At 46.2% G+C, this 20,464-nt stretch carries 15 protein-coding genes; 6 read left to right on the top strand and 9 right to left on the bottom strand.

All coding sequences use genetic code 11. The annotated features are described in order from the left end of the window. Window positions 1–13 precede the first annotated feature (13 nt). The 4 genes from BFP72_RS10225 (at window position 14) to BFP72_RS10210 (ending at window position 6,760) form a co-directional block, all read left to right on the top strand. On the top strand, window positions 14–1,522 hold the full coding sequence (locus BFP72_RS10225; protein ID WP_099599045.1) for a RagB/SusD family nutrient uptake outer membrane protein: 1,509 nt from the start codon (window positions 14–16) through the stop codon (window positions 1,520–1,522). A gap of 169 nt (window positions 1,523–1,691) precedes the next feature. Next, a complete protein-coding gene (locus BFP72_RS10220) occupies window positions 1,692–5,045 on the top strand; it encodes an FG-GAP-like repeat-containing protein (RefSeq protein ID WP_099599044.1) in 3,354 nt (1,117 codons plus the stop codon). A 21-nt stretch (window positions 5,046–5,066) separates the two neighbouring features. Further along, window positions 5,067–5,318 (top strand): hypothetical protein, encoded by a 252-nt coding sequence (locus tag BFP72_RS10215; protein ID WP_099599043.1) that lies wholly within the window; start codon window positions 5,067–5,069, stop codon window positions 5,316–5,318. Between the two features lie 68 nt (window positions 5,319–5,386). Next, complete coding sequence (locus tag BFP72_RS10210; RefSeq protein ID WP_099599042.1) at window positions 5,387–6,760, top strand: endo-1,4-beta-xylanase; 1,374 nt, start codon at window positions 5,387–5,389, stop codon at window positions 6,758–6,760. A gap of 274 nt (window positions 6,761–7,034) precedes the next feature. Here the strand turns inward: BFP72_RS10210 and BFP72_RS10205 are convergent, their stop codons facing one another. From BFP72_RS10205 to BFP72_RS10170, 9 genes are all read right to left on the bottom strand, one after another. Further along, window positions 7,035–7,910, bottom strand: a complete 876-nt coding sequence (locus BFP72_RS10205) for a DMT family transporter (RefSeq protein WP_099599041.1) — start codon at window positions 7,908–7,910, stop codon at window positions 7,035–7,037. 177 nt (window positions 7,911–8,087) lie between these two features. Beyond that, complete coding sequence (locus tag BFP72_RS10200; RefSeq protein ID WP_099599040.1) at window positions 8,088–9,095, bottom strand: LacI family DNA-binding transcriptional regulator; 1,008 nt, start codon at window positions 9,093–9,095, stop codon at window positions 8,088–8,090. Between the two features lie 276 nt (window positions 9,096–9,371). Further along, complete coding sequence (locus tag BFP72_RS10195) at window positions 9,372–10,214, bottom strand: metallophosphoesterase (protein WP_099599039.1); 843 nt, start codon at window positions 10,212–10,214, stop codon at window positions 9,372–9,374. 218 nt (window positions 10,215–10,432) lie between these two features. Beyond that, on the bottom strand, window positions 10,433–10,843 hold the full coding sequence (locus tag BFP72_RS10190) for a GNAT family N-acetyltransferase (RefSeq protein WP_099599038.1): 411 nt from the start codon (window positions 10,841–10,843) through the stop codon (window positions 10,433–10,435). Between the two features lie 352 nt (window positions 10,844–11,195). Next, window positions 11,196–12,635, bottom strand: a complete 1,440-nt coding sequence (locus tag BFP72_RS10185; RefSeq protein WP_099599037.1) for a DUF1593 domain-containing protein — start codon at window positions 12,633–12,635, stop codon at window positions 11,196–11,198. 158 nt (window positions 12,636–12,793) lie between these two features. Next, window positions 12,794–14,173, bottom strand: coding sequence for a polysaccharide lyase family 1 protein (locus BFP72_RS10180; RefSeq protein ID WP_099599036.1), 1,380 nt, complete (start codon window positions 14,171–14,173; stop codon window positions 12,794–12,796). Between the two features lie 323 nt (window positions 14,174–14,496). Beyond that, a complete protein-coding gene (locus tag BFP72_RS19205; RefSeq protein ID WP_158233370.1) occupies window positions 14,497–14,634 on the bottom strand; it encodes a hypothetical protein in 138 nt (45 codons plus the stop codon). 21 nt (window positions 14,635–14,655) lie between these two features. Then, window positions 14,656–15,099: a hypothetical protein gene (locus BFP72_RS10175; protein ID WP_099599035.1), complete on the bottom strand. Its 444-nt coding sequence runs from the start codon at window positions 15,097–15,099 to the stop codon at window positions 14,656–14,658. 150 nt (window positions 15,100–15,249) lie between these two features. After that, window positions 15,250–15,705, bottom strand: a complete 456-nt coding sequence (locus BFP72_RS10170; protein WP_099599034.1) for a hypothetical protein — start codon at window positions 15,703–15,705, stop codon at window positions 15,250–15,252. 372 nt (window positions 15,706–16,077) lie between these two features. On the opposite strand from BFP72_RS10170, the gene BFP72_RS10165 reads away from it, so the two are divergent. Both BFP72_RS10165 and BFP72_RS10160 read left to right on the top strand, forming a co-directional pair. Further along, window positions 16,078–19,173: a glycoside hydrolase family 2 TIM barrel-domain containing protein gene (locus tag BFP72_RS10165; protein ID WP_099599033.1), complete on the top strand. Its 3,096-nt coding sequence runs from the start codon at window positions 16,078–16,080 to the stop codon at window positions 19,171–19,173. Continuing rightward, the gene (locus BFP72_RS10160) at window positions 19,170–20,456 is read left to right on the top strand and encodes a BNR repeat-containing protein (RefSeq protein ID WP_099599032.1); all 1,287 of its coding nucleotides are present in this window, start codon (window positions 19,170–19,172) and stop codon (window positions 20,454–20,456) included. Before BFP72_RS10165 ends, BFP72_RS10160 begins: the two co-directional genes overlap by 4 nt. Window positions 20,457–20,464 lie beyond the last annotated feature (8 nt).

Here is a 20,464-nt window from a genome sequence, read left to right as displayed (position 1 = left end):
AAAAGGAAGTATCATGAAATTTAACAAATATATTCTTGCAGGGTTGGCGTGTCTTTTTGCACTCAACGCATGCGATCAGGATAAGCTGGAGCTGACCAATCCAAATGATTTGTCTCCAGAGACGTTTTTGGTGACACAAGCACAAGCTCAGTCTGCCGTCAATGCCATCTATGCCAACCTCCAGACGAGAGGTTTGTACTCAAGGGGGATGTTCTTTTCGATGGACAATATGTCCCATGAAAACGCCGGTAACCCACAGTTGGAAGCCGACAAACTCCAGTATCTCAATTTTAGTTTTGACCCCAGCCACGGTTTGATCCGAGCGTATTGGGAGAGTTGCTACCGTGGGATCAACAAGTGCAACTATGTGATCGACAATGAAGACAAGATCAAATCGATTGTGTCTGTTGACTATACCGATGGGATGAAAAACAACCAGATCGGTGAAGCGAAGTTTATGCGCGCCTATTATTATTTTTTGTTGGTGACACGGTTTGGGGATATTCCTTTGGTGGTTACTACACCGACCTCAGGAGACGGTACGCCCAAAAGCCCAGCATCCGATGTATATGATCAGATTGTATTGGATCTTGAGGATGCAGCGACCTTGTTGTTTGGGGCAGGTGTACAAGAGCAAGGCAGAGCGACTAGTGGCGCAGCTTATGCGCTGTTGGGCAAGACAGAGCTGTACAGAGGCAACTATGCAGCGGCAAAGACGGCTTTCAGCAACATCTTGGGAGATTATTCATTGGTGGCAGACTACCGCAGCAACTTCCTCGAAGAGACCGAGTACAACGACGAGTCGATCTTTGAAGTGTCCTATGATATCGCCGTAGGCAAGTCCGATCAGTGGAATTCGGATGCTTCGGGTAGCGGGTTCATTGCGAGCACTTTTCGTGGACAAGAGTACGGGTGGAACGACTGGTACAACGTCTATCCGTCAGATGCACTGATTGCCGAATACGAGACCGGTGACCCTCGATTGACAGCCAATTTCTACTTCAATGGCGATACTTTCGCTGGTGGGACGGTAGCATTGCCAGCCTACGGAGATCCAGCGGTACAGCGTACCCAGGCATGGAAGAAGTACAGCAACTACTACAAGGATGCCAACGAAAACCAGGAGTCGGGGATCAATTTTAGAGTGATTAGATACTCGGATGTGCTGCTGATGATGGCAGAGATAGAAAACGAAGTGGGTACGGCAGCAGATGCTATCGGCTACCTCAATCAAGTGAGAGATCGAGTTGGAATGCCCAACTACGGAACTGCCGCGATGGATGCAGCAGGATATCCGGTGGGTACCAAAGACGAGATCTTTGATGCGATCGTGCACGAACGTATGGTCGAGCTGGCTGGGGAGCAAGTACGATTTGCCGATTTGGTACGCTGGGAATTAGCGGATCAAGAGCTGAGTGCCTTTGGGTTCGAGGCGGGCAAGCACGAGGTTTTCCCGATCCCACAGCAAGAGATTAATTTCAACAGTAGTTTGAGCAATGATGATCAAAATGCTGGGTATTAATAATTGAGTAATTAGTAAATGTTTAGTAATAGGGGTGGCAACCATGCCGCCCCTTATTGCCACACTATAGGAAAGAAAACCAACCCAAAATACAGGACATAGTGCCTGGTGGTAATGCCACACCTGAACAACCTTCACACGCAGTGTTGGTTTTTCGATTGTATAGATTATGAATAGATTGAATCAAATTATACCCTATTGCATGCTGGTTGTGGTCCTTGTCTGGATGGGGTGTGAGGAGACCGTAGATACGAATCCTTCCGCGACTTTGTTCGAAAGAGTCGCTTCTGAATCGTCGTCTGTGCAGTTTGCAAATACCCTGACAGAGACCGATACACTCAACTATTTCAATTACCCCTATATCTACATGGGAGGGGGAGTGGCTGTGGCGGATTTCAACCGTGATGGCTTCAACGATATTTTCTTCACTGGCAACATGGTAGACAACAAGCTATACCTCGGCAAGGGGGATTGGACTTTTGTAGATGTGACCGATGCTGCACATGCTGCCGGAGATCAGCGATGGATGCAGGGGGTGACGATATGCGACATCAACGCTGACGGCAAAATCGACTTGTATATCAGTGTGTCGGGTCAAGCGGAAAGTTGTCCCAACATCTTGTTGGTCAATACCGGCAATGACCCCAACGGGATTCCGGTATTCGAAGACCAAGCCGCGCGCTACGGTATCGCCGATACAGGGCACAGTACGCAAGGGGCATTTTTTGACTATGACCAAGACGGTGACTTGGATTTGTATGTGGCCAATTATCCGATTACGAAGTTTGATTCTCCGAATTTTTATTACCAACAGATGCTGAAAAATGCCAAAAGCAAGGATTCAGATCACCTCTACCGAAACGAAGGAGACGGCAGCTTCATAGATGTGACCGAAGAAGCCGGAGTGCTCAACTTCGGACTGTCACTGAGTGCCACAGCAGCGGACCTCAACAACGACGGATGGCAAGATATCTATGTGTCCAATGATTTTGCCAGTCCTGATTTCATCTACATCAACAACGGGGACGGGACTTTCACCGACCAATCCAAGGTGGTTGTGAGACAGACGTCTTTCTATGGGATGGGGTCAGATGTCTCCGACTACAACAACGACGGGTTGATGGATGTGATCCAAGTGGACATGGCTCCCGAGGACAACCGTCGCTCCAAAGAAAATATGTCGGGCATGAACCCTGCCAGCTTTTTCGAGTTGGTGGATCTGGGTTTGCATCACCAATACATGTACAACGCACTGCAGCTCAATAGAGGCTTGGATGCCCAAGGACTCCCGCAGTACAGCAATGTGGCTTGGTTTGCAGGGATGTCTTCGACAGATTGGAGCTGGGCACCGCTTTTCGTGGATCTCAACAGCGATGGATGGAAGGATGTATTCATCACAAACGGCACTCGCCGTGATATCAACAACAATGATTTTTTCAAGAAGCTGGAAAAGGACAACGTCTATTTTGCGTCGAGCGCAAAACGAGACGAAATCCCTGTCGAAAACGTCCGAAAAATGCCGTCGGAAGCCATCGCCAATTATGTCTTTCAAAACAAGGGTGACCTTAGTTTTGTCAAGCGTATGGCGGAGTGGGGGCTAGATGACAAGAGCTTCTCCAATGGAGCGGCCTATGCAGATCTAGACAATGATGGAGACTGGGATCTCATCGTCAACAATATCGACGAACCTGCGAGTATCTACCGCAACCGGGCCAGTGATCATGCCAACTACCTCAAGGTATCGCTCACAGGACCTGTTCAAAACCCTCTCGGTGTGGGGACTAAGGTCTCGATTTGGTGTGCGGGGGATAGACAAGTCATGGAGATGGTACTGGCGAGAGGTTTTCAATCTTCCGTAGAACCGGTACTCTTGTTTGGGTTGGGAGACAAGCAGCGTGTGGATTCGTTGTATGTGGAGTGGCCTGACGGTCGTGTGCAGCACATGCATGACCTAGGTGTCAACGACAACTATACTTTGGCACATGAAGATGCAAGTGTCGTCAAGCATAGACCTGTCGGGAGACCATCGATGTTTAGAGAAGTGACAGCAGAGGTAGGGATAGATTATGTCCATCACGAAGACGATTTTGATGATTTTGAGCACCAAGTGTTGCTACCGCACCGGATGTCTCATTTTGGCCCTGCTCTTGCCGTAGGAGATGTCAATGGAGACGGCTTGGAGGATATCTATGTAGGAGCAGCTACTGGGAGCAACGGGTTTCTCTATCTGCAATCGTCAGATGGTAGCTTCCGATCGGAAGCATTTCAGGCCACTGGAGAGCGTGTCTATGAGGACTTGGATGCTGCATGGTTGGATGTAGATGGAGATGGTGATTTGGATTTATACTTGGTCAGTGGGGGCAATACATTTGAGGCAGCAAGCCAAAGCTACCAAGACAGACTCTATCTCAACGAAGGGGGGCAACTCAAGAAAGCGGAAGATGTACTACCCCGTATGACCGGTAGCGGATCATGTGTCCGGCCGTTCGACTATGATGGCGATGGAGATTTGGACTTGTTTGTGGGAGGGAGACACTCGCCTCACGCATATCCTGCTGCAGGTCAATCTTATCTGCTCGAAAACAAGCTAGAGACGGGTAAACTACAGTTTGTCGATGTGACCGCTCAGTTAGCCGTAGGCCTGCGAAACGTCGGTATGGTGACTGATGCACTCTGGACGGATGTCGACCAAGATGGAGCGACAGACCTCATGCTGGTGGGGGAGTGGATGCCGATCACTGTGTTTGAATACCGCAAGGGGATTTTTTCGAATCAGACCAACCGCTATGGGGAGGACAATACCACGGGATGGTGGTTTAGCATCGAGGAGGGGGATTTTGATGGGGATGGAGACCAGGATTATGTCTTGGGAAATTTGGGTCAAAACTACAAGTACCAAGCTTCTACCGAAGCGACCTTCAACATCTATTCCAGTGATTTTGACAACAATGGACAGCAGGACATCGTGCTGAGCTATCACAATTTTGGAGAGGAGTTTCCTGTAAGGGGGCGATCGTGCTCCTCACAGCAGGTGCCAGGTATCAAAAAGAAATTCAAGGACTATCACTCCTTTTCTAGGGCTAATGTGACAGAAGTCTACGGCAAGCAGAGTTTGGAGCAATCGGTCACTCATCGTGTGGAGGATTTTGGTAGCGTGTACATCGAAAATCTCGGAGAGGGGATTTTGAAGCGCAAGCCACTGCCCAACGAAGCTCAATTGGCTTCCATCAACGATCTCGTGGTTCGTGACTTTGATCAGGATGGTCAGTTGGATGTCTTGCTTGTGGGCAACCTCTATGCGAGCGAAGTAGAGACTCCACGAGGAGATGCGAGTTTAGGACTTCTGTTGAGAGGGGACGGACATGGGGAGTTTGAGGCAGTACCCATGACGGAGAGCGGAGTATTCATCCCTCACGATAGCAAGAAGGCGGCAATTATAGGGCTAGGCCGAGAGACAGGAGTGGTCGTGGCGTGCAACGAAGGACCACTGTATGTGTATCAAAATGAAAGCATTAGAGACTAATTAAGACTAAAACGAAGGATTATGAAAGGATGGAGATTGACCATTTTACTACTGCTGGTGATACTAGTCATCAGTTCATTCGATGGAGACCGAGAGGGCCGGGGTATGGATCGACCGATCCCTGTTTCCTTGCATGCGCGAGCCAGTTTTATGGAGGCTACTGCCAAGGTTCAAGCCAATTCATACAAGAGTCCATTGCGATGGAAGCCCGGTGTGGGGTTTGTGAGGCAGTCCGAAGATGAGGATACCGTCCGCGTGCTGAGTCAGAGATAGCACAGGAGTAGCGGACATAGGGAGCCGCGCGACGAACATGGATTTTAACGAAAGTATAGCAATAAAAGATGAAAGAGAATATGATAAGAAGTGCGTGGAAGCAGGGATGGGTACTCGTGTGTGCGGTAGTCCTGATGGTGAGTGCGTGTGGAGAAGATGGATCCAAAGAGGAGGCTGGTGAACTCTTGCCACCGACAGTAGATACACCGACCGATGTAGCTGGGGATCAGTTTGTCCTGACCTGGAGCAAGGTGACTGGAGCGACCAAATTTCAAATAGAGGTAGCCATCGATGAGGACTTTTCGCAATTGGTAGAGCCATACGACCCTTGGCGTCTCAACGCTACGCGCTTCACGGTGACCGAACTAGATTATGGTACCACCTACTATGTCCGCATGCGGACGGAGCGAGACGATGAACTATCTGCCTATTCGAATGTCGTGGTGGCCACTACGCTCGACGAACCAGGCCCTGAACCGACGACTGCACTCAAGGAGGTCGCGACGACTTTTGCAGTGGGCATGGCGGTACAGACGAGTCGATTGACAGGAGAGCATCATGAGGTGCTGACACGGGAGTTTGATCAGATCACGGCTGAGTGGGAGATGAAGATGAGTGTCATGTACCCGACAGAGGGAGTCTATGATTTTACCCGATCAGACCAAATCGTCGAGTACGGGGAAGCCAACGATATTGCCATTCATGGACATGCATTGATTTGGCACAGTTCTACGCCGACCTGGGTGGAGGATTTTGCTGGGACGAACGAAGAATTCGAAGCGATGGTTAAGGAGTACATCACTACCGTAGTGACGCGCTACAAAGGACGCGTACGCTCCTGGGATGTAGTCAACGAGGCGTTTCAGGATGGGTCGGGTCAGTTGAGAAATACGGTTTTTCGACAAAAGATGGGCGATGACTATATCGAAAAATGCTACCAATGGACCCGAGATGCTGACCCAGACGTATTGATCTTTTACAACGATTACAACATGACCACTGATGCAGCCAAGCTAAAAGCATCTCTGGATATGGCCGATGATTTTGTGGCACGTGATGTGCCGATCGATGGGATTGGGTTTCAGATGCATATCGCCTACAACGGACCAGACAGAGCCACCATCGAGGGGGCAGCCAAGAAAGTGACAGACAGAGACTTGCTGCTGCATTTTTCTGAACTAGACATCCGTGCCAATCCCAACGACAACATGAGCTCACTCACAGAGCAGCGAGCCATCGACCAACAAGCCAAGTACAAGGAGGTCGTCGAGATCTACAACGCCATCCCAGAGACAAGCAAGTTTGCCTTGACTGTATGGGGGATGATCGACAGTGAAACCTGGTTGACGGATTTTCATGGATATGTGGATTGGCCCCTGATGTACAACGACGATTTTAGTGTCAAAAAAGCCCATACAGGTTTCTTGCAGGGACTAGAGTAGTCCAATCCAGTGCTGACGTGAGTTTTGAGCCTCTGCCTTGGGTCGTCAGATCATGAGGCAGAGGCTTTTTGTTTTTTGAGAGATAGCGTCGATAATCGTTTTGTCTGAGAGGTGAAGTGTCCGTGTATAAAGTCAAACACCGATTGGACTGATCTGCTAGCTCAAAAGTGAGAAAATCCGCTGTTTGATTTTCGTGAAGTCAAACTCGTCTGCCAAAAAGGCAAACAGTGGAGGCCTTCGGCTAGGTCATATACCCCCCAAGGGGAGTGGCAGGTTATGTGCTCTTTTTTGCATAAAGAAATAGTCCCAAAGAGCAGATCAAGATGCCTGCAATCTCTACGGTAGACAAATGCTCCTGCAAGATGACCCAGGCCAAGATCGCAGTGACGAAGGGCACAAAGGAAAAGTAGATCGATAGAGTCATCGCTCCGATGTGCTGTATGGCATAAAATGTCAACAGTAAGGCAATGATGCTGACCAATACGCCTTGATAACTGGCCTGCAAGACTAAATCGGAAAGAGGGGCATTGGCTATGCCACTATCTGTCATCAGCCACCAAGGAAGGAAAAGTACCAAGTTGATGACGGGTAGGAAGGCGAGGACATCTCGTGTGGTGAATCCCCACCTCTTGCCTAGAAACATGTAACTGGAAAACACCAGCGAGGCACCGAGTAGCATCGCCCAGCCAAACCAGTGCGTCGTGAGTTGGCTAGGGTTGCCGATCATGATGAGATTGGCGAGCAGGATCAGTACGATCGCAAACATCCGTTGTTTGGTGCTGCGCTCACCGAGTACCAGATAGGCCAAAATCACTCCGAATACAGGCAGTAGGCCATTGACGATCACTCCGGCATTGGCTGCTTTGACGCTCTGTAGTCCGTAGAATGAGAACATCGTGTAAGGGAAGCCACACCCCAAGGCAATGATGACGGCTTTCCACAGTGTGAGGCTTTTCCAATCGTACCTCAACGTGAAAGGCAGGGCTACCACGGTAGCCGTACCGTAGCGGATGACGGTGAGGTCTTCTGGTGTGAGACTCGTCTGTACACCTGATCTGGAGAGGATGATCCAGCCTGACCAGATGAAGGTCATGACCAGTGCTCCAGCAGAAGCGAGCAGGGTGTGATTGATACGAATGGATTTGATCATTGGTCTATGAAAACGATGGAGTGTCGTCGGGCAAAGTTGTCCGCACGACTATGCTTGTATTTGGTTTGGACAGGCGAATATAGTCAAAGCAACGGTCAATCACAGCGGTCTGTAGGCCGAGGAAGAGCTTTCGGTTTGGGGTGTGGCGTATGAGGATTTGTGTGTGAGGGGGATGGGTTAGGATTGGGTTGATTCTCGGATCACGAGGTCTTGATGGATGACGATTTTTTCGGACTCCATGGGTTCTTCTTGTTGGATGATGGCGAGGAGTTTTTGGGCAGATAGACGGGCCATTTTGGGGGCGATCTGCTGGACAGAGGAAAGGCGAGGATTCATGTAAGAGGCGATGGGCTCATCCGAGAACCCAAAGACAGAGATGTCTTCTGGAATGCGCTTGCCGAATTTGAGGAGGACGTTTACCACGATGTTGGCGACATAATCATTGAATACGGTGATGCCGTCCAGCTGAGGGTATTTGTGCAGGGTTTTGCGGAGGAAATCCTCGATGCTCTGAGGCTCCATTTCATAGTAGTGAATCAAGTTTTCGTTCACTTCTAGATTGGATTCTTTGAGTGCATCCATGAAACCATAGAGCCGGTTGTTGCTGTTGTTGAGATGGATGCTAGCGGTGACGTGAGCGATGCAATGACAGCCGTGCTCGAGCAGGTACTGTGTGGCCTGGTACGAGGCACGGTAGTCGTCAGCGATGATTTTGGGTACTGGGAGGAAGTTGACCACTCGGTCATAAAACACCAGCGGGATCTCGTGCTGAAGCAAATCCTCAAAATGACGGTGCGTCTTGGTACTGCTGCTGATGGCAGCTACCACGCCTGCCACGCGGTGTTCGATGCAGGAGCGTACGGCTTGTCGTTCGAGAGTTTCACTTTCTTGGGTGTTGAACAGCAGGAGGGTATAGCCTGCCTCGGAGAGGAGGGATTGGAGTGTCTCGATGATCTTGGCATAAAAGAATATCGTGATATCAGGTACGATCACACCGATGTATCGAGTCTGTCCTTGATGCATCATCTGGACATTGGGTACATAGCCGAGCTGAGAGGCCAGTTGTTTGACGCGTAGCTTGGTAGCAGGACTGATCCGTGGGTGGTCTCGCAGTGCGCGTGATACTGTCGTGTGAGAGAGCTGCAGTTGGCTGGCGAGTTGCTTGAGAGTGACGAATTTGCCCATGCTCAAAGATAATGCGCACTCGTGTGCACGGCAAATAGTACAGGGACGAATTGCAGTGTGGCAGCAGAGGTACTGAACCTGCTAGGTTGGGAAATACGATCCAGCCATCCATTGGGAAGATTGCAGTGCCACATGGGGTTTTGCAACAAACGAATCAACCGTCACCTGTACTCTTTAGAGCACTAGGAGCTTCTTGAGAGTGCGTTTTTTTAGGAGTCCTGATTTGCCGGGTAAAGGCTATAGCTACTTGGACACCTTGTTGTAGACAGTTATTTTTTAAGCTTTTTCAAGTTCAAAAATGGTGATTTCAGGCCTAACATTAAATCTCACTTGCCATAAATGACCAATTGCTCGATTAATATACAAAGTCCTGCCGTCTTTCAAATCAATTTCACCTTGTGAATACCTCTTGTTTTTAACAGGTAACATGGGGGCATTTAAAAATGGTGGCTTACATTGTCCTCCGTGTGTATGCCCAGACAGAATCCAACCTTTGTACCCATTCCAAACATCTAAATCACAAACATCAGGGTTGTGACACAACAATATATTGGCTTTGTTTTGGTCATAGTTTTTCATCACTTTTTCAGGTGCAAAATTCAAGGACCAATAGTCATCAAGTCCGATTATGTTTAACCCCGAAATATTCAATTGATCATTTTTAAGAATTTCAATTCCTGCATTTGTCAATTGTTCTGAAATTTTATCCGCGACATTTTGTTCAGCCCAATTTTCTCCATAGTCGTGATTGCCAAGTACTCCAACAGTCCCAATTTTTCCTTTTACTATGTGTTTCAGTACTTCATCCAATTGTTCAAATTGCTTTTCGTTCTCATAGTTTACATAGTCTCCCGTGTAAACAACAAAATCTGGGTTGAATTTCTGTGCCTTTTTGAAGGAGTCAATGATATAGCTATAGTCAAATCTATTCCCTATATGAATATCACTAATTTGCATAAGCCTTTTTCCAATCAGGTTATCTGGCAGATTGGCAATTGGCATTTTACGTTTTACAAATTCCAACCAAAAGGGTTCAATTTGCCATGTGTAAAGTCCAGTCAAAAATCCAATTCCGACTGTTCCCCAAAATGTTTGTTTCAAGAATTTTCTTCTCTTCATTCTAATAGGCTATAACGCACGGGTAGGGTGCGTGTCGTTTGACAATACCTACAAAATAGTGAAAATCTACCGAACCTGCTAGCGAATGGGGGAGCGCTGTGTTAGGCAGATCTTCCCTTGCAGTGAACTGACCTCTCTACAATCAGAGAAGTAAATTTCTGCGGCAGGTGCATGGGGTCGTTCCGCCGAGACTTGGCCAAATGCTCAGTTCACACATGCTAATGTTCGTTTCCGCTGTATATCCACATTGACTTTGTGTTTCCTGCCGTTACAAAACCATTCTTTTCATAGAATTCAATAGCCTTTCCATCAGCTGTTAACATTTGCATATGATAGTTTTTATACTTCTCCTGCATTTTGTTGACAATCATTTTGCCAATACCATTGCCTTGATATTCTGGTAGTACTAGTAAGTGCGGGTAGTAGACGACTAGATGACCGTCAGATATTGCATTACCCAAACCAATTAGTTGGTTTGAACACCAAGCGGTTATTAGTGAATGAGAATTCATCAAAGCGTTATAAAGTTCATTTGGCTTTTTTGCAGCGCTCCACTCATTAGCTTCATAGAGTTTTACTATTTGAGCTAAGTCGATTTCTTTAGTGTCAGAGATGGTGATGTTTAGCATGTTGTTTGATCTTCAGGTTATTACAGATATTGGCCAACTAAGCTCTCTGTAGGTTCAGCCTCTTAGGTGTCTTATCTCAAAAGTATCCGTTCACCACTCACTTTGCAATGACTAAGTAAGCCGATTAGTAATCTTCCTCTTTTTTGAAGGCTTCAAAACTAATGATTTCCAATTGTCATTATGACCCTATTGGAATGTAAGAAACTCCTGATCAGGTGTTTGGAAAGATACTTATCCCTCCTCTGTATCAATAGCAGAATGGGGATATGTGGAGGATGATTTCGTTGGATAATGTGCGAAATCATTATCAGAGAAAGCGACAAAAACCACGGAACATATCCGTGGTTTAAGGTTAATTGGGTTTTATGGTTACGACTACTCTTTTATACCTTGACAAGGCTGGCTTGCCTTTGTCTGTAACTTTCAAGATAAAATGGGCCGTTTCTTCCTTATCAACTTTTGGGGCTGTGAAATATGCCATGTGTACATTCTCTGCACCATTGACTTTTATCTTTTTTTTATAAGTACCGGCTTCAGGATAATTAAACCATAAGAAACTGAAATTATCCTTGTCAGGATCTGTCGTGTCAAAAGCATCCAAGGTAAAGTCTTCACCTGATTTTACAGTGATATATTCGGGATGACTTAATACAGGGACTGGAGGGTGATTCGCATCCTCATAAGACATGGTACACCAATCCATTCGGGCAGCAAAATCATTTTGGAAATCATCTCTCCAGCGCCATAAAGTAACCTTGTCATTACTAAAGACAACGGTGTCTTGTTTCACAGAACGGCCATATTCATTGGGAACATAGGGGGAGTAATTATCGATGGCATTTGTCCAAATAGCTCTTGTCTCCGGTGCTATGGATACTATGGAGCTACCATCCTTTGTTTTTGAAAAATCAGGCTTGTATAGTTCATAACGACCACCCCAGCCACCCCATTCAGGATGTTCCGATTCATTTAGCCCATTCGGTATTAAGGATAAAAACGCCGGAGTGTCACCTTCTACTCCCCATGCAACATCAGGATATGCTGCACCAAGAGTGCCATGATTCTGTTGAATGTTTTGAGCGATCCAACTGTTACTAATCTTCGTATTGTCTATCCCATGTATATAGGTGTTAATTCCTGTCCATGTAGCACTACCATAATCATCGCCTGGACTAACTAGATAGAACAGGTCAGGGAAATTATTTCTTAGCCAGATACCACTGTCATCTTGGTCAGAAATAGTATAAACCCTAAGCTTGGCAATTAATCTTTTAGCCTCTTTTTTGCTTTTCGTTTTTTCAATTTTATACAATGCTTGAGCAAGTGTGTTTACACCTCCCCATGTTGATATCCACAATGGGCGTTCGTCATTCTCTTCCAGTACTTTTATAATCCATTCCGAACCTTCAGAATCCATTCCATCACCGACACCTTTCATACCATACTTTGGTAAACCTTGTTTTACGAGTCCTAGCAAATGCTCTTCTTCTGGGTAGCCTTTTTCGTGTTTTAAGAGATTGGATCGTACTGATCCATACGCCTTAATTACCTCTTCTATGGATTCCGGATGGACCTGGTTATAGTACCAACAAGAGGTGCTGGCAATTAAACCTTTAATGTCAATTTGATTGGAATACAAAAACAAACGAATCAACGATTGAGTATCGTCTGGATCGGCCTCAATATCAGTGAGGATAATTACTCTTTGTTTTTCAATGGTTTGGGCACATACAGGTAGTGCCATCATCATCATGGACAAACAGATCAAAGAGTAGATTCTTCTTATTATCATATTGTAAATGTTTTTTCTTGGGTTCAGTATGCTGTGTAACGGCCAACTATCACTCGTAAGTCAGGCAGTTAATTTCTATACAAACATCTCATTACACAAGCCTTTGCAAACAGCCCAGTCAGCTTGTGAATGATAGTGTTTGTAGTACCGCACAATTATTATTTTATTCCGTTAATATATGTTTCCAGCATTGTATACCCATTGGGAGATAAAGTGTTTCGGTCTTTTGCGTTGTATTTGTCTAATCCTTGTTCTACTTCCCATTCATCTGGCATTCCATCATGATCAGAATCTCTTGGTGCAGAAGTGGATTTCAATTCCGGCCAACCACCGACATCATTTTGCGAGTCTATGATTCCACACATTTTAGATGAGTCAGCAACTTTATGCTTTTGTTCATAACTTCCTTCATAAGTAGCGATTCCAGTTCTTGTTTCTTCGACAATCCTGGTGTCTAAGGCATCTCTGACAGGAAGCACTGCCCCAACATTATCTAGAACAAGCTTATAAGCCTCCTCGGCTGACTGCTCATTGATTGGCATTGACTCCCAAGGCATACTTAATTTGATTTTGTCGAATGAAATGTCAGTTTGTACTCCTCCGTTCCAGTTGTCTATAGAAACTTCGGAATTGCCTTCCATAAAATTTTGAGCGATGTACCATTTGCCAAAATCATCGGTATCGTTTCTAAATCCAGGATTGACAATTCTATATGAGACTTCTCCAGGTTCAGTTGCAGGCCCAGGTTTGTAATAATTAGCAACTATATTAAAGGTCGAGAAATTGAATTGCGGTTTGCCTTTTTGGAAAGCCTCCCCTCCGTAACAACTCTGATAACCCCAATTGTAGATTACATTGTTTCTATAATCCATGAATCCTGAACCAGAAGCCATTCTAGGATTTCTGCTGCTATGATGGGCTAGCAAATTATGATGGTAAGTTCCATGATTTGATCCCCAAATTCCACCAAAACCATGAGAGCCTTTCACGTGATTTGAACCACTTAAACTTTCGGCGACAATGCACCACTGAACTGTAATACTATCGCAGTGATATATTGACAAACATTCATCAATACTCCAACTTGCAGAAACATGGTCTATAATAGCATGTTTAAAGTACCGTCCGCCTACTGCGTCATAATCCTTTCCTGAAGTGTCACCGGGTCTTACTCTAATGTATCTAACAATCACATGATCAGCGTTTATGCTGAGAGGATGGTTTTTTAAGCAAATACCATCTCCAGGAGCAGTTTGTCCAGCTATTGTGATGTAAGGGTTTTGAATATTGATTGGACTTTCTAGTTCGATGTTACCCGAAACTCTAAACACAATTGTTCTTGGCCCTTCTGCCTCAACAGCGGCTCTTAAAGTTCCCTCACCACTATCCTTCAGGTTGGTTACTTCGAGGACAATACCGCCTCGCCCACCTTTGGCATATTTCCCATATCCTTCAGCAGTTGGAAATGCAAGTCGCTGAGACCAACAATGAGTAACTGTCAGTACTAAAAGTATAACAGAAGTTAGTGTCTTTTTCATCACAATGCTTTCAGGGGGGGACAATGCCCCACAACGTTCCGCGTTTGGCGAGTGCCTCCAGTTTGATAATGTGCTAAAGTAGCCGAATCTCGCCAAACTGCAAAAGCCTGTTTAGTCATTCCTGTTGTGGTTAGGGAATGTCCATTTCACGGCCTTCTATCCTTTCTGAGGGGAGCGGTGGTGCAGTTCTCTACGCATCTTGAGCCATGCAACATGGATATTTGCTATTTGGCGTGTTATGGAGGTTATTTGAGTTTTGTGTTATGTATTTGATCGGCATTTAGAGATAATATGTTCGCTAGGACGGCTTGGATTCATTCTTGTCAGTTTTGCTTGGTCTCAGAGGACTCTGTTTCAAGGATCATGACTGTAGCGATGACTAGGGTGTTCGAGGTATAGTGTTTCGAAAGTCTAAAAATCCTGCGAGCAGAAGTCTGAAAAGTGGCAGTTGGTACATTCATGCTAACAATTTTTAGCAAAAATTATTTTCTGTCGAAATGATAGTCAGCCCCATCAACGTAGGACTTTCCAAGGATCATCGTAGTTCCATCGTAGCTGTATGTCCATTTTGAACCATCAATTTTCACCAAAAGAGCTTCAGGATCAGTTGATCCTCCAAGTGGGAAATATCCAAATTCGTAGTTAGCTGTATTATTTACCCAATCCGGGTTGTTTCCAGCATCAATCTTTAAAGTTCCATTAGCAAGAAATGTATATGTAACTCCATAATTGGAGTAGTCATCCTCAAAGAAAGACCATTCTTCACTACCTTCTTCTATTCCCCAATAGGTTAGTTTAGTTAATCTCCATTCACCAACTATTGAGCTTGAATCTTCTTTGCCACATGAAGTTAGAGAGAGAACGATTAAAGAGATTATTGCAAAATATGTTTTCATAGCTATTGAGATTTTTTTATGGCCTGCCATGATGAGTGGAGTATTGGAAATACTAACCTCTCGTCTCGTACATAGCCACATCTTGGTTCAAATTTAAAAGTTGTGGCGGATTTTCCAAGTCCAACCAAAGTGTCCTGACTGATGAAACCTCATTCATTCATAGTCTGTTGGGCTGTCGTTTTACACATGAATCTTAGAGGAGTTCGGTAGTATCTTCATCAAGATATATTCCTGATCTAGTTCAGGTGTTAGTATGCAAGGTTTGTTGGTTAAGTTGCTAAGGAATCTCATGAAGTTGACCAAGTCCTCTCCTTGCTCAAAAGCTACAAAGTCACGAGGGTCAATGTCAAAATCTATCTCGGAATCAACAAAAAAGTATGAGTTGAAGAAAATGTTATCTTGTCTTACTCTTAACGTTTTTGAATTTTCAATTTTAAATATTTCTTCTGCGTTGTGAGGAAGTTCTGCGGGTTCAGAGTCGATGAGGAAGTCCAAGCCATAATCTGAGTTCTTCAAGCCGTGCAAAACGTTGTTCCAATCGTCAAGTGTAGAGCCCAATATGAAAATATCCCTTAGAGCTCCATTAAGAGTTAGCAGTTCAGCTATCGTTTTATGATTGTAGTCAATTCTCTGCATCTAGGATCATAACTATAGTATGACGATCACAAGTATGATCATTATTTACCTTTCAATACTACCTTTTTTTTGGGACAAGGGCAATGCTTTGGAGGGGGGCTGTTTTCTGCTAAGCCTCTGCGCCGTTTGCTTACTACTTTGTACGGTGTGGATAGGATGGCATTCGTTTAGTCTATGCTCCGATCTTCTGTGTTTTTTGATTCGAACTTGCGGGTTGTGCACGAATCAATTGTATGCCTGGTCAGGAGGTTTGTTTGGTATGTATATGTGCCCGAACCCGCAAGACATAACGGCAGCAAGGCTTGAGACAAATAGGTGCTGTGTGTAGAAGATTTTCTTAACTTTATCGTCAAGAAGAAATCGATTGACGAAATGATAAGAGGGATAATGTGGGTGGTGATGCTGCTACTGCCAAACGTGCTACTGGCACAACAGAATGATTGGGAGAATGCTTCGGTGTTTGATATCAACAAAGAAGAAGACAGAGCTTTTTTTATTCCGTATGCTAGCGAAGCAGAGGCGCGCATCGGGGATCGGTCGTTATCGGATCAGTACCTGTTGCTCAATGCCGATTGGAAGTTTCATTGGGCCGCTACGCCAGAGGAGCGACCGAAAGAGTTTTATCAGGAGAGCTACGATGTGAGTGACTGGGATGAAATCCCCGTACCCGGTGACTGGCAGATGTACGGATATGACTATCCAATCTATACCAATATCAAATATCCATTCCCTAAGAATAAACCCTTCATCGATCACAGTTATAATCCTGTGGGGTCGTATCGGCACAGCTTTGAGTTGCCGGAGGAGTGGGCGACTGAGCGAGATTTGGTGATTCATTTGGGGGGAGTCAATAGCGCTTTTTACCTGTGGATCAATGGCGAAAAAGTAGGTTATAGCCAAGATAGTAAGTTGCCTGCGGAGTTCAACATTACGGCGTATGTACGAGCGGGGCAAAATACGATTGCATTGGAGGTCTACCGCTGGTGTGATGGGAGTTATCTTGAGGATCAGGATTTTTGGCGACTCAGTGGGATAGAGCGTGATGTATTTATTACAGCTACTCCCAAAACCGCTATTTGGGACTTTTTTGCAAAAAGTACTTTGATTCATGACTACCAAGATGGGCTGTTGGACTTGGAGGTGAGTGTGCGCAATCAGGAAGAGACTGTTCGGCAAGCAGAGCTGATTGTGAAACTGTACGAGGGTAGGGAGGAGATCTATCGCGAATCACTCACCAAGGACGTCGCACCAAGAGATAAAGAGATGCTAAATTTCACCAAAGAGTTTGCCAAGGTCCGTCAGTGGTCTGCTGAGCGTCCAGACAGGTATACCTTGACTATACAGCTCAAACTCAACAATGTACTCAAGCAGGCGGTCAAGCAAGAGATAGGGTTCAAAACTGTAGAAATACAGAAGGGTCAGCTACTAGTCAATGGGCAAGCTATCTACATCAAGGGAGTGAATCGTCATGAGCACGATCCTGTCACGGGACACGTGGTGAGCACTGAGAGCATGCTCAAAGACATTCGATTGATGAAGGAATACAACATCAATACGGTGAGGACATCTCACTATCCAAATAAGCCTGAGTGGTATGACCTATGCGATGCATATGGCCTCTATGTCATCGATGAGGCCAATGTCGAAGCGCACGACTATGGCTATAGTCCAGAAGGATCTCTGGGCAATGATCCGCAGTTCAAAGAGGCTATCGTCGAGCGTATGAGAGGTATGGTCGCTCGGGACAAGAACCACCCATCCATTATCTCTTGGTCAGTGGGCAATGAGATCGGTCCAGGCCCGAATATTGCTGCGTCCTATCGCACTGCCAAAGCCATGGATCCGACGCGTGTAGCGCAGTTTGAGTACCGAGATCAGTGGTATACCGAGGAGAAGATGACTGATGTCATAGGCTGGATGTATGCAGGGATCGATGAAATCAAGAAGGATTATGTCGGCCAATACCCCGACCAGCCGTTCATTTGGGTGGAGTATTCGCATGCCATGAGTAATAGTAACGGCAACCTTCGAGAGTTGTGGGATTTCGTCTATGCCCATCGCCAAGTACAAGGAGGTTCGATCTGGGACTGGGTGGATCAGGGACTGTTCATCGAAGAAGAAAATGGAGAGACCTACTATGGGTATGGAGGTGATTTCGAACCCGAGGGAGTTCATCAGGATGGCAACTTCTGTGCCAATGGCCTGGTAGGGTCCGACAGAGAGCCTCACTCAGGACTAGTCGAAGTGAAGAAAATTTATGAGGACGTACACTTTGAGCTTGGTGAGAATGAATTGCAGGTTGTGAACGGCTATTTCTTCACGGACTTGGAGGCGTTGGCGATCGGCTGGGAGTTGATAGAAGAAGGCATAGCAGTCGCCACGGGATCGTGGGAGGACATCCAATTGGCACCACAGGATACGATGGTTCTTTCGGTTTCATCGATAGGGGCCTATGAGCGATCCACAGATAAGGAGTATTTCTTGAATCTATCGGTCACGCGGAAAAACAAACTAGGACTCCTATCTACAGGGCACGAGGTGGCTAGTGAGCAGTTTCTGATCCAGACGGCTGCCCCTACAGTCACTGAAAAGAAAAAGGGGAAGGTGAAAACCATAGAGACGGACGAGGAGGTGACCGTGAAGGGCAAAGGGTTTTCTGTAGCGATAGACAAAACGAATGCAGCCTTGTCGTCTTATGAGTTGGATGGGGTTGAGATGATATTGGAAGGACTGCACCCGACTTTTTGGAGAGCTCTGACAGACAATGATCATGGGAGCAATTTGGGAGAGACGAGTCAGGTGTACAAACTAGCAGGTGCGAATAGACGTGTCATGAGTGTAGAGGTAATCAGATCTAAGAAATCAACGACGGTAGTTTGTGCGATGGTGTTTGAGGATTTGTCTTCCAATGGATCTATTCGCTACGAAGTGTTTGCGGACGGCGAGGTGGACGTGGATTACGATGTGGACCTAGAGGAGGGATTACCAGAAGTACCTAGGGTAGGTCTGAGGATGCAGCTGCTGGAGGGGTATACAGACACTGAGTGGTATGGGCGAGGACCACACGAAAACTACATCGATAGGAAGGAAAGTGCCTATGTAGGACATTACCAGATGAAGGTGAGCGAGATGTCGACACCCTATATTCGCCCACAGGAGAATGGCAACCGTACGGATGTTCGCTGGATGCAGATCACAGATGCGCAAGGCCGAGGCCTGATGTTTGTCGCAGATAGCGTCTTTGGCTTTACCATGCATCATCAGACACTGGAGGACTGGGATCACCCCAAGTCAGAGAATTTTCATACGACAGATTTGCCAGACCGAGACATGACAGAGATAGTTATTGATTACAAACAACGAGGAGTCGGAGGAGACAATAGCTGGGGAGCGAAACCCTATGATGTATACCGTTTGCAACCTAATGCGTATCATGTAGGGTTTACTATTTTCCCAATAAGTGAATGAGAGAGAGAATACTTGGGGTTTTGTGTCTTGCAGCAACATTGCTGGCTTGTGAGCCATCGGTTAGACGGGTAGATGTAGGATGGGGGTGGGCACGAAACTCCGTCAATACGCCCGTTTTTAGAAAAAATGCTCTATATACCCACCTAGGGTATCAGTACATAGGGTACTACGATGCGGACGGTGTTCTGGTGATAGGCAAGCGTGCCTCGGGTAGTAGGGATTGGGAGCTGAAGAAGACGAGGTATCAAGGGAATACCAAAGATGCACACAATGCAATCAGTCTCATTGTCGATGGAGATGGCTATATTCATGTGAGCTGGGATCATCATAATTCGAAGTTGCGCTACATTCGCTCTACTGCTCCCGAGGTATTGGATTTTTCGGATGAAATCCCCATGATTGATCGAGAGGAAGAGGTCGTTTCTTATCCAGAATTTTATACCATGGCAGGAGGGGATTTGTTGTTTATGTACAGAGATGGAGGCTCTGGACATGGAGATTTGATCATCAATAAGTATTCTTTGGTCACGGCCCAATGGACACGATTACAAGACAACTTGATCAGTGGAGAAGGGGAGCGAAATGCCTACTGGCAGGCTTGTGTAGGTGATGGGGGTGTCGTACACTTGTCATGGGTCTGGCGAGAAAGTTCCGACGTGGCGAGCAATCACGACATGAGCTATGCCAAATCTACCGATGGAGGACTGACTTGGCAAAAGTCGAATGGGGACACTTATACATTGCCTATCACCGCCGCGACAGCCGAAGTGGTGAAGTATATACCTCAGCACAGCGACTTGATCAATCAAACTTCTATGGCCACTGATGAGGACGGACGACCGATGATCGTGAGTTACTGGAAAAACCAAGGGGACAGTGTCCCACAGTATCAATTCATCACACAGCGAGAGGACCGATGGGTCTGCCGTGATTTGGGGTTTCGTACTGTGCCGTTTAGTCTGTCGGGTATAGGGACCAAGGCTATTCCGATTGCTAGACCGCAGATAGTGGCAGCAAATGATCGGGCTTTGGTTATCTTTAGGGACGTCGAGCGAGGCAACAAAGTGACCGTGGCTATGTCATTTGCTCCAGACTATGAGGCCTGGGAGCTGCGTGATTTGACTACCGAGGGGTTTGCGGCATGGGAGCCAACCTTGGACCCGAGTCTTTGGAGTCACAAGGCAGAGCTGAACTTGTTTTTGCAGGATGTGACGCAGGTCGATGGGGAAGGAATAGCAGAGACGGAAGCGACTCAGGTACAAGTGTTAGAATGGAAACTATAATAGCAAAC

Origin of the sequence: Reichenbachiella sp. 5M10, assembly GCF_002742335.1 — a bacterium.
Lineage (GTDB): Bacteria > Bacteroidota > Bacteroidia > Cytophagales > Cyclobacteriaceae > Reichenbachiella.
This window is presented reverse-complemented; position numbering and strand designations above follow the sequence as displayed.

Excerpts from the sequence above, each read along its gene's own strand:
- BFP72_RS10225 (WP_099599045.1), top strand. The coding sequence starts at position 14 with ATGAAATTTAACAAATATATTCTTGCAGGGTTGGCGTGTCTTTTTGCA.
- BFP72_RS10220 (WP_099599044.1), top strand. The coding sequence starts at position 1,692 with ATGAATAGATTGAATCAAATTATACCCTATTGCATGCTGGTTGTGGTC.
- BFP72_RS10215 (WP_099599043.1), top strand. The coding sequence starts at position 5,067 with ATGAAAGGATGGAGATTGACCATTTTACTACTGCTGGTGATACTAGTC.
- BFP72_RS10210 (WP_099599042.1), top strand. The coding sequence starts at position 5,387 with ATGAAAGAGAATATGATAAGAAGTGCGTGGAAGCAGGGATGGGTACTC.
- BFP72_RS10205 (WP_099599041.1), bottom strand. The coding sequence starts at position 7,910 with ATGATCAAATCCATTCGTATCAATCACACCCTGCTCGCTTCTGCTGGA.
- BFP72_RS10200 (WP_099599040.1), bottom strand. The coding sequence starts at position 9,095 with ATGGGCAAATTCGTCACTCTCAAGCAACTCGCCAGCCAACTGCAGCTC.
- BFP72_RS10195 (WP_099599039.1), bottom strand. The coding sequence starts at position 10,214 with ATGAAGAGAAGAAAATTCTTGAAACAAACATTTTGGGGAACAGTCGGA.
- BFP72_RS10190 (WP_099599038.1), bottom strand. The coding sequence starts at position 10,843 with ATGCTAAACATCACCATCTCTGACACTAAAGAAATCGACTTAGCTCAA.
- BFP72_RS10185 (WP_099599037.1), bottom strand. The coding sequence starts at position 12,635 with ATGATAATAAGAAGAATCTACTCTTTGATCTGTTTGTCCATGATGATG.
- BFP72_RS10180 (WP_099599036.1), bottom strand. The coding sequence starts at position 14,173 with ATGAAAAAGACACTAACTTCTGTTATACTTTTAGTACTGACAGTTACT.
- BFP72_RS19205 (WP_158233370.1), bottom strand. The coding sequence starts at position 14,634 with ATGAATGTACCAACTGCCACTTTTCAGACTTCTGCTCGCAGGATTTTT.
- BFP72_RS10175 (WP_099599035.1), bottom strand. The coding sequence starts at position 15,099 with ATGGCAGGCCATAAAAAAATCTCAATAGCTATGAAAACATATTTTGCA.
- BFP72_RS10170 (WP_099599034.1), bottom strand. The coding sequence starts at position 15,705 with ATGCAGAGAATTGACTACAATCATAAAACGATAGCTGAACTGCTAACT.
- BFP72_RS10165 (WP_099599033.1), top strand. The coding sequence starts at position 16,078 with ATGATAAGAGGGATAATGTGGGTGGTGATGCTGCTACTGCCAAACGTG.
- BFP72_RS10160 (WP_099599032.1), top strand. The coding sequence starts at position 19,170 with ATGAGAGAGAGAATACTTGGGGTTTTGTGTCTTGCAGCAACATTGCTG.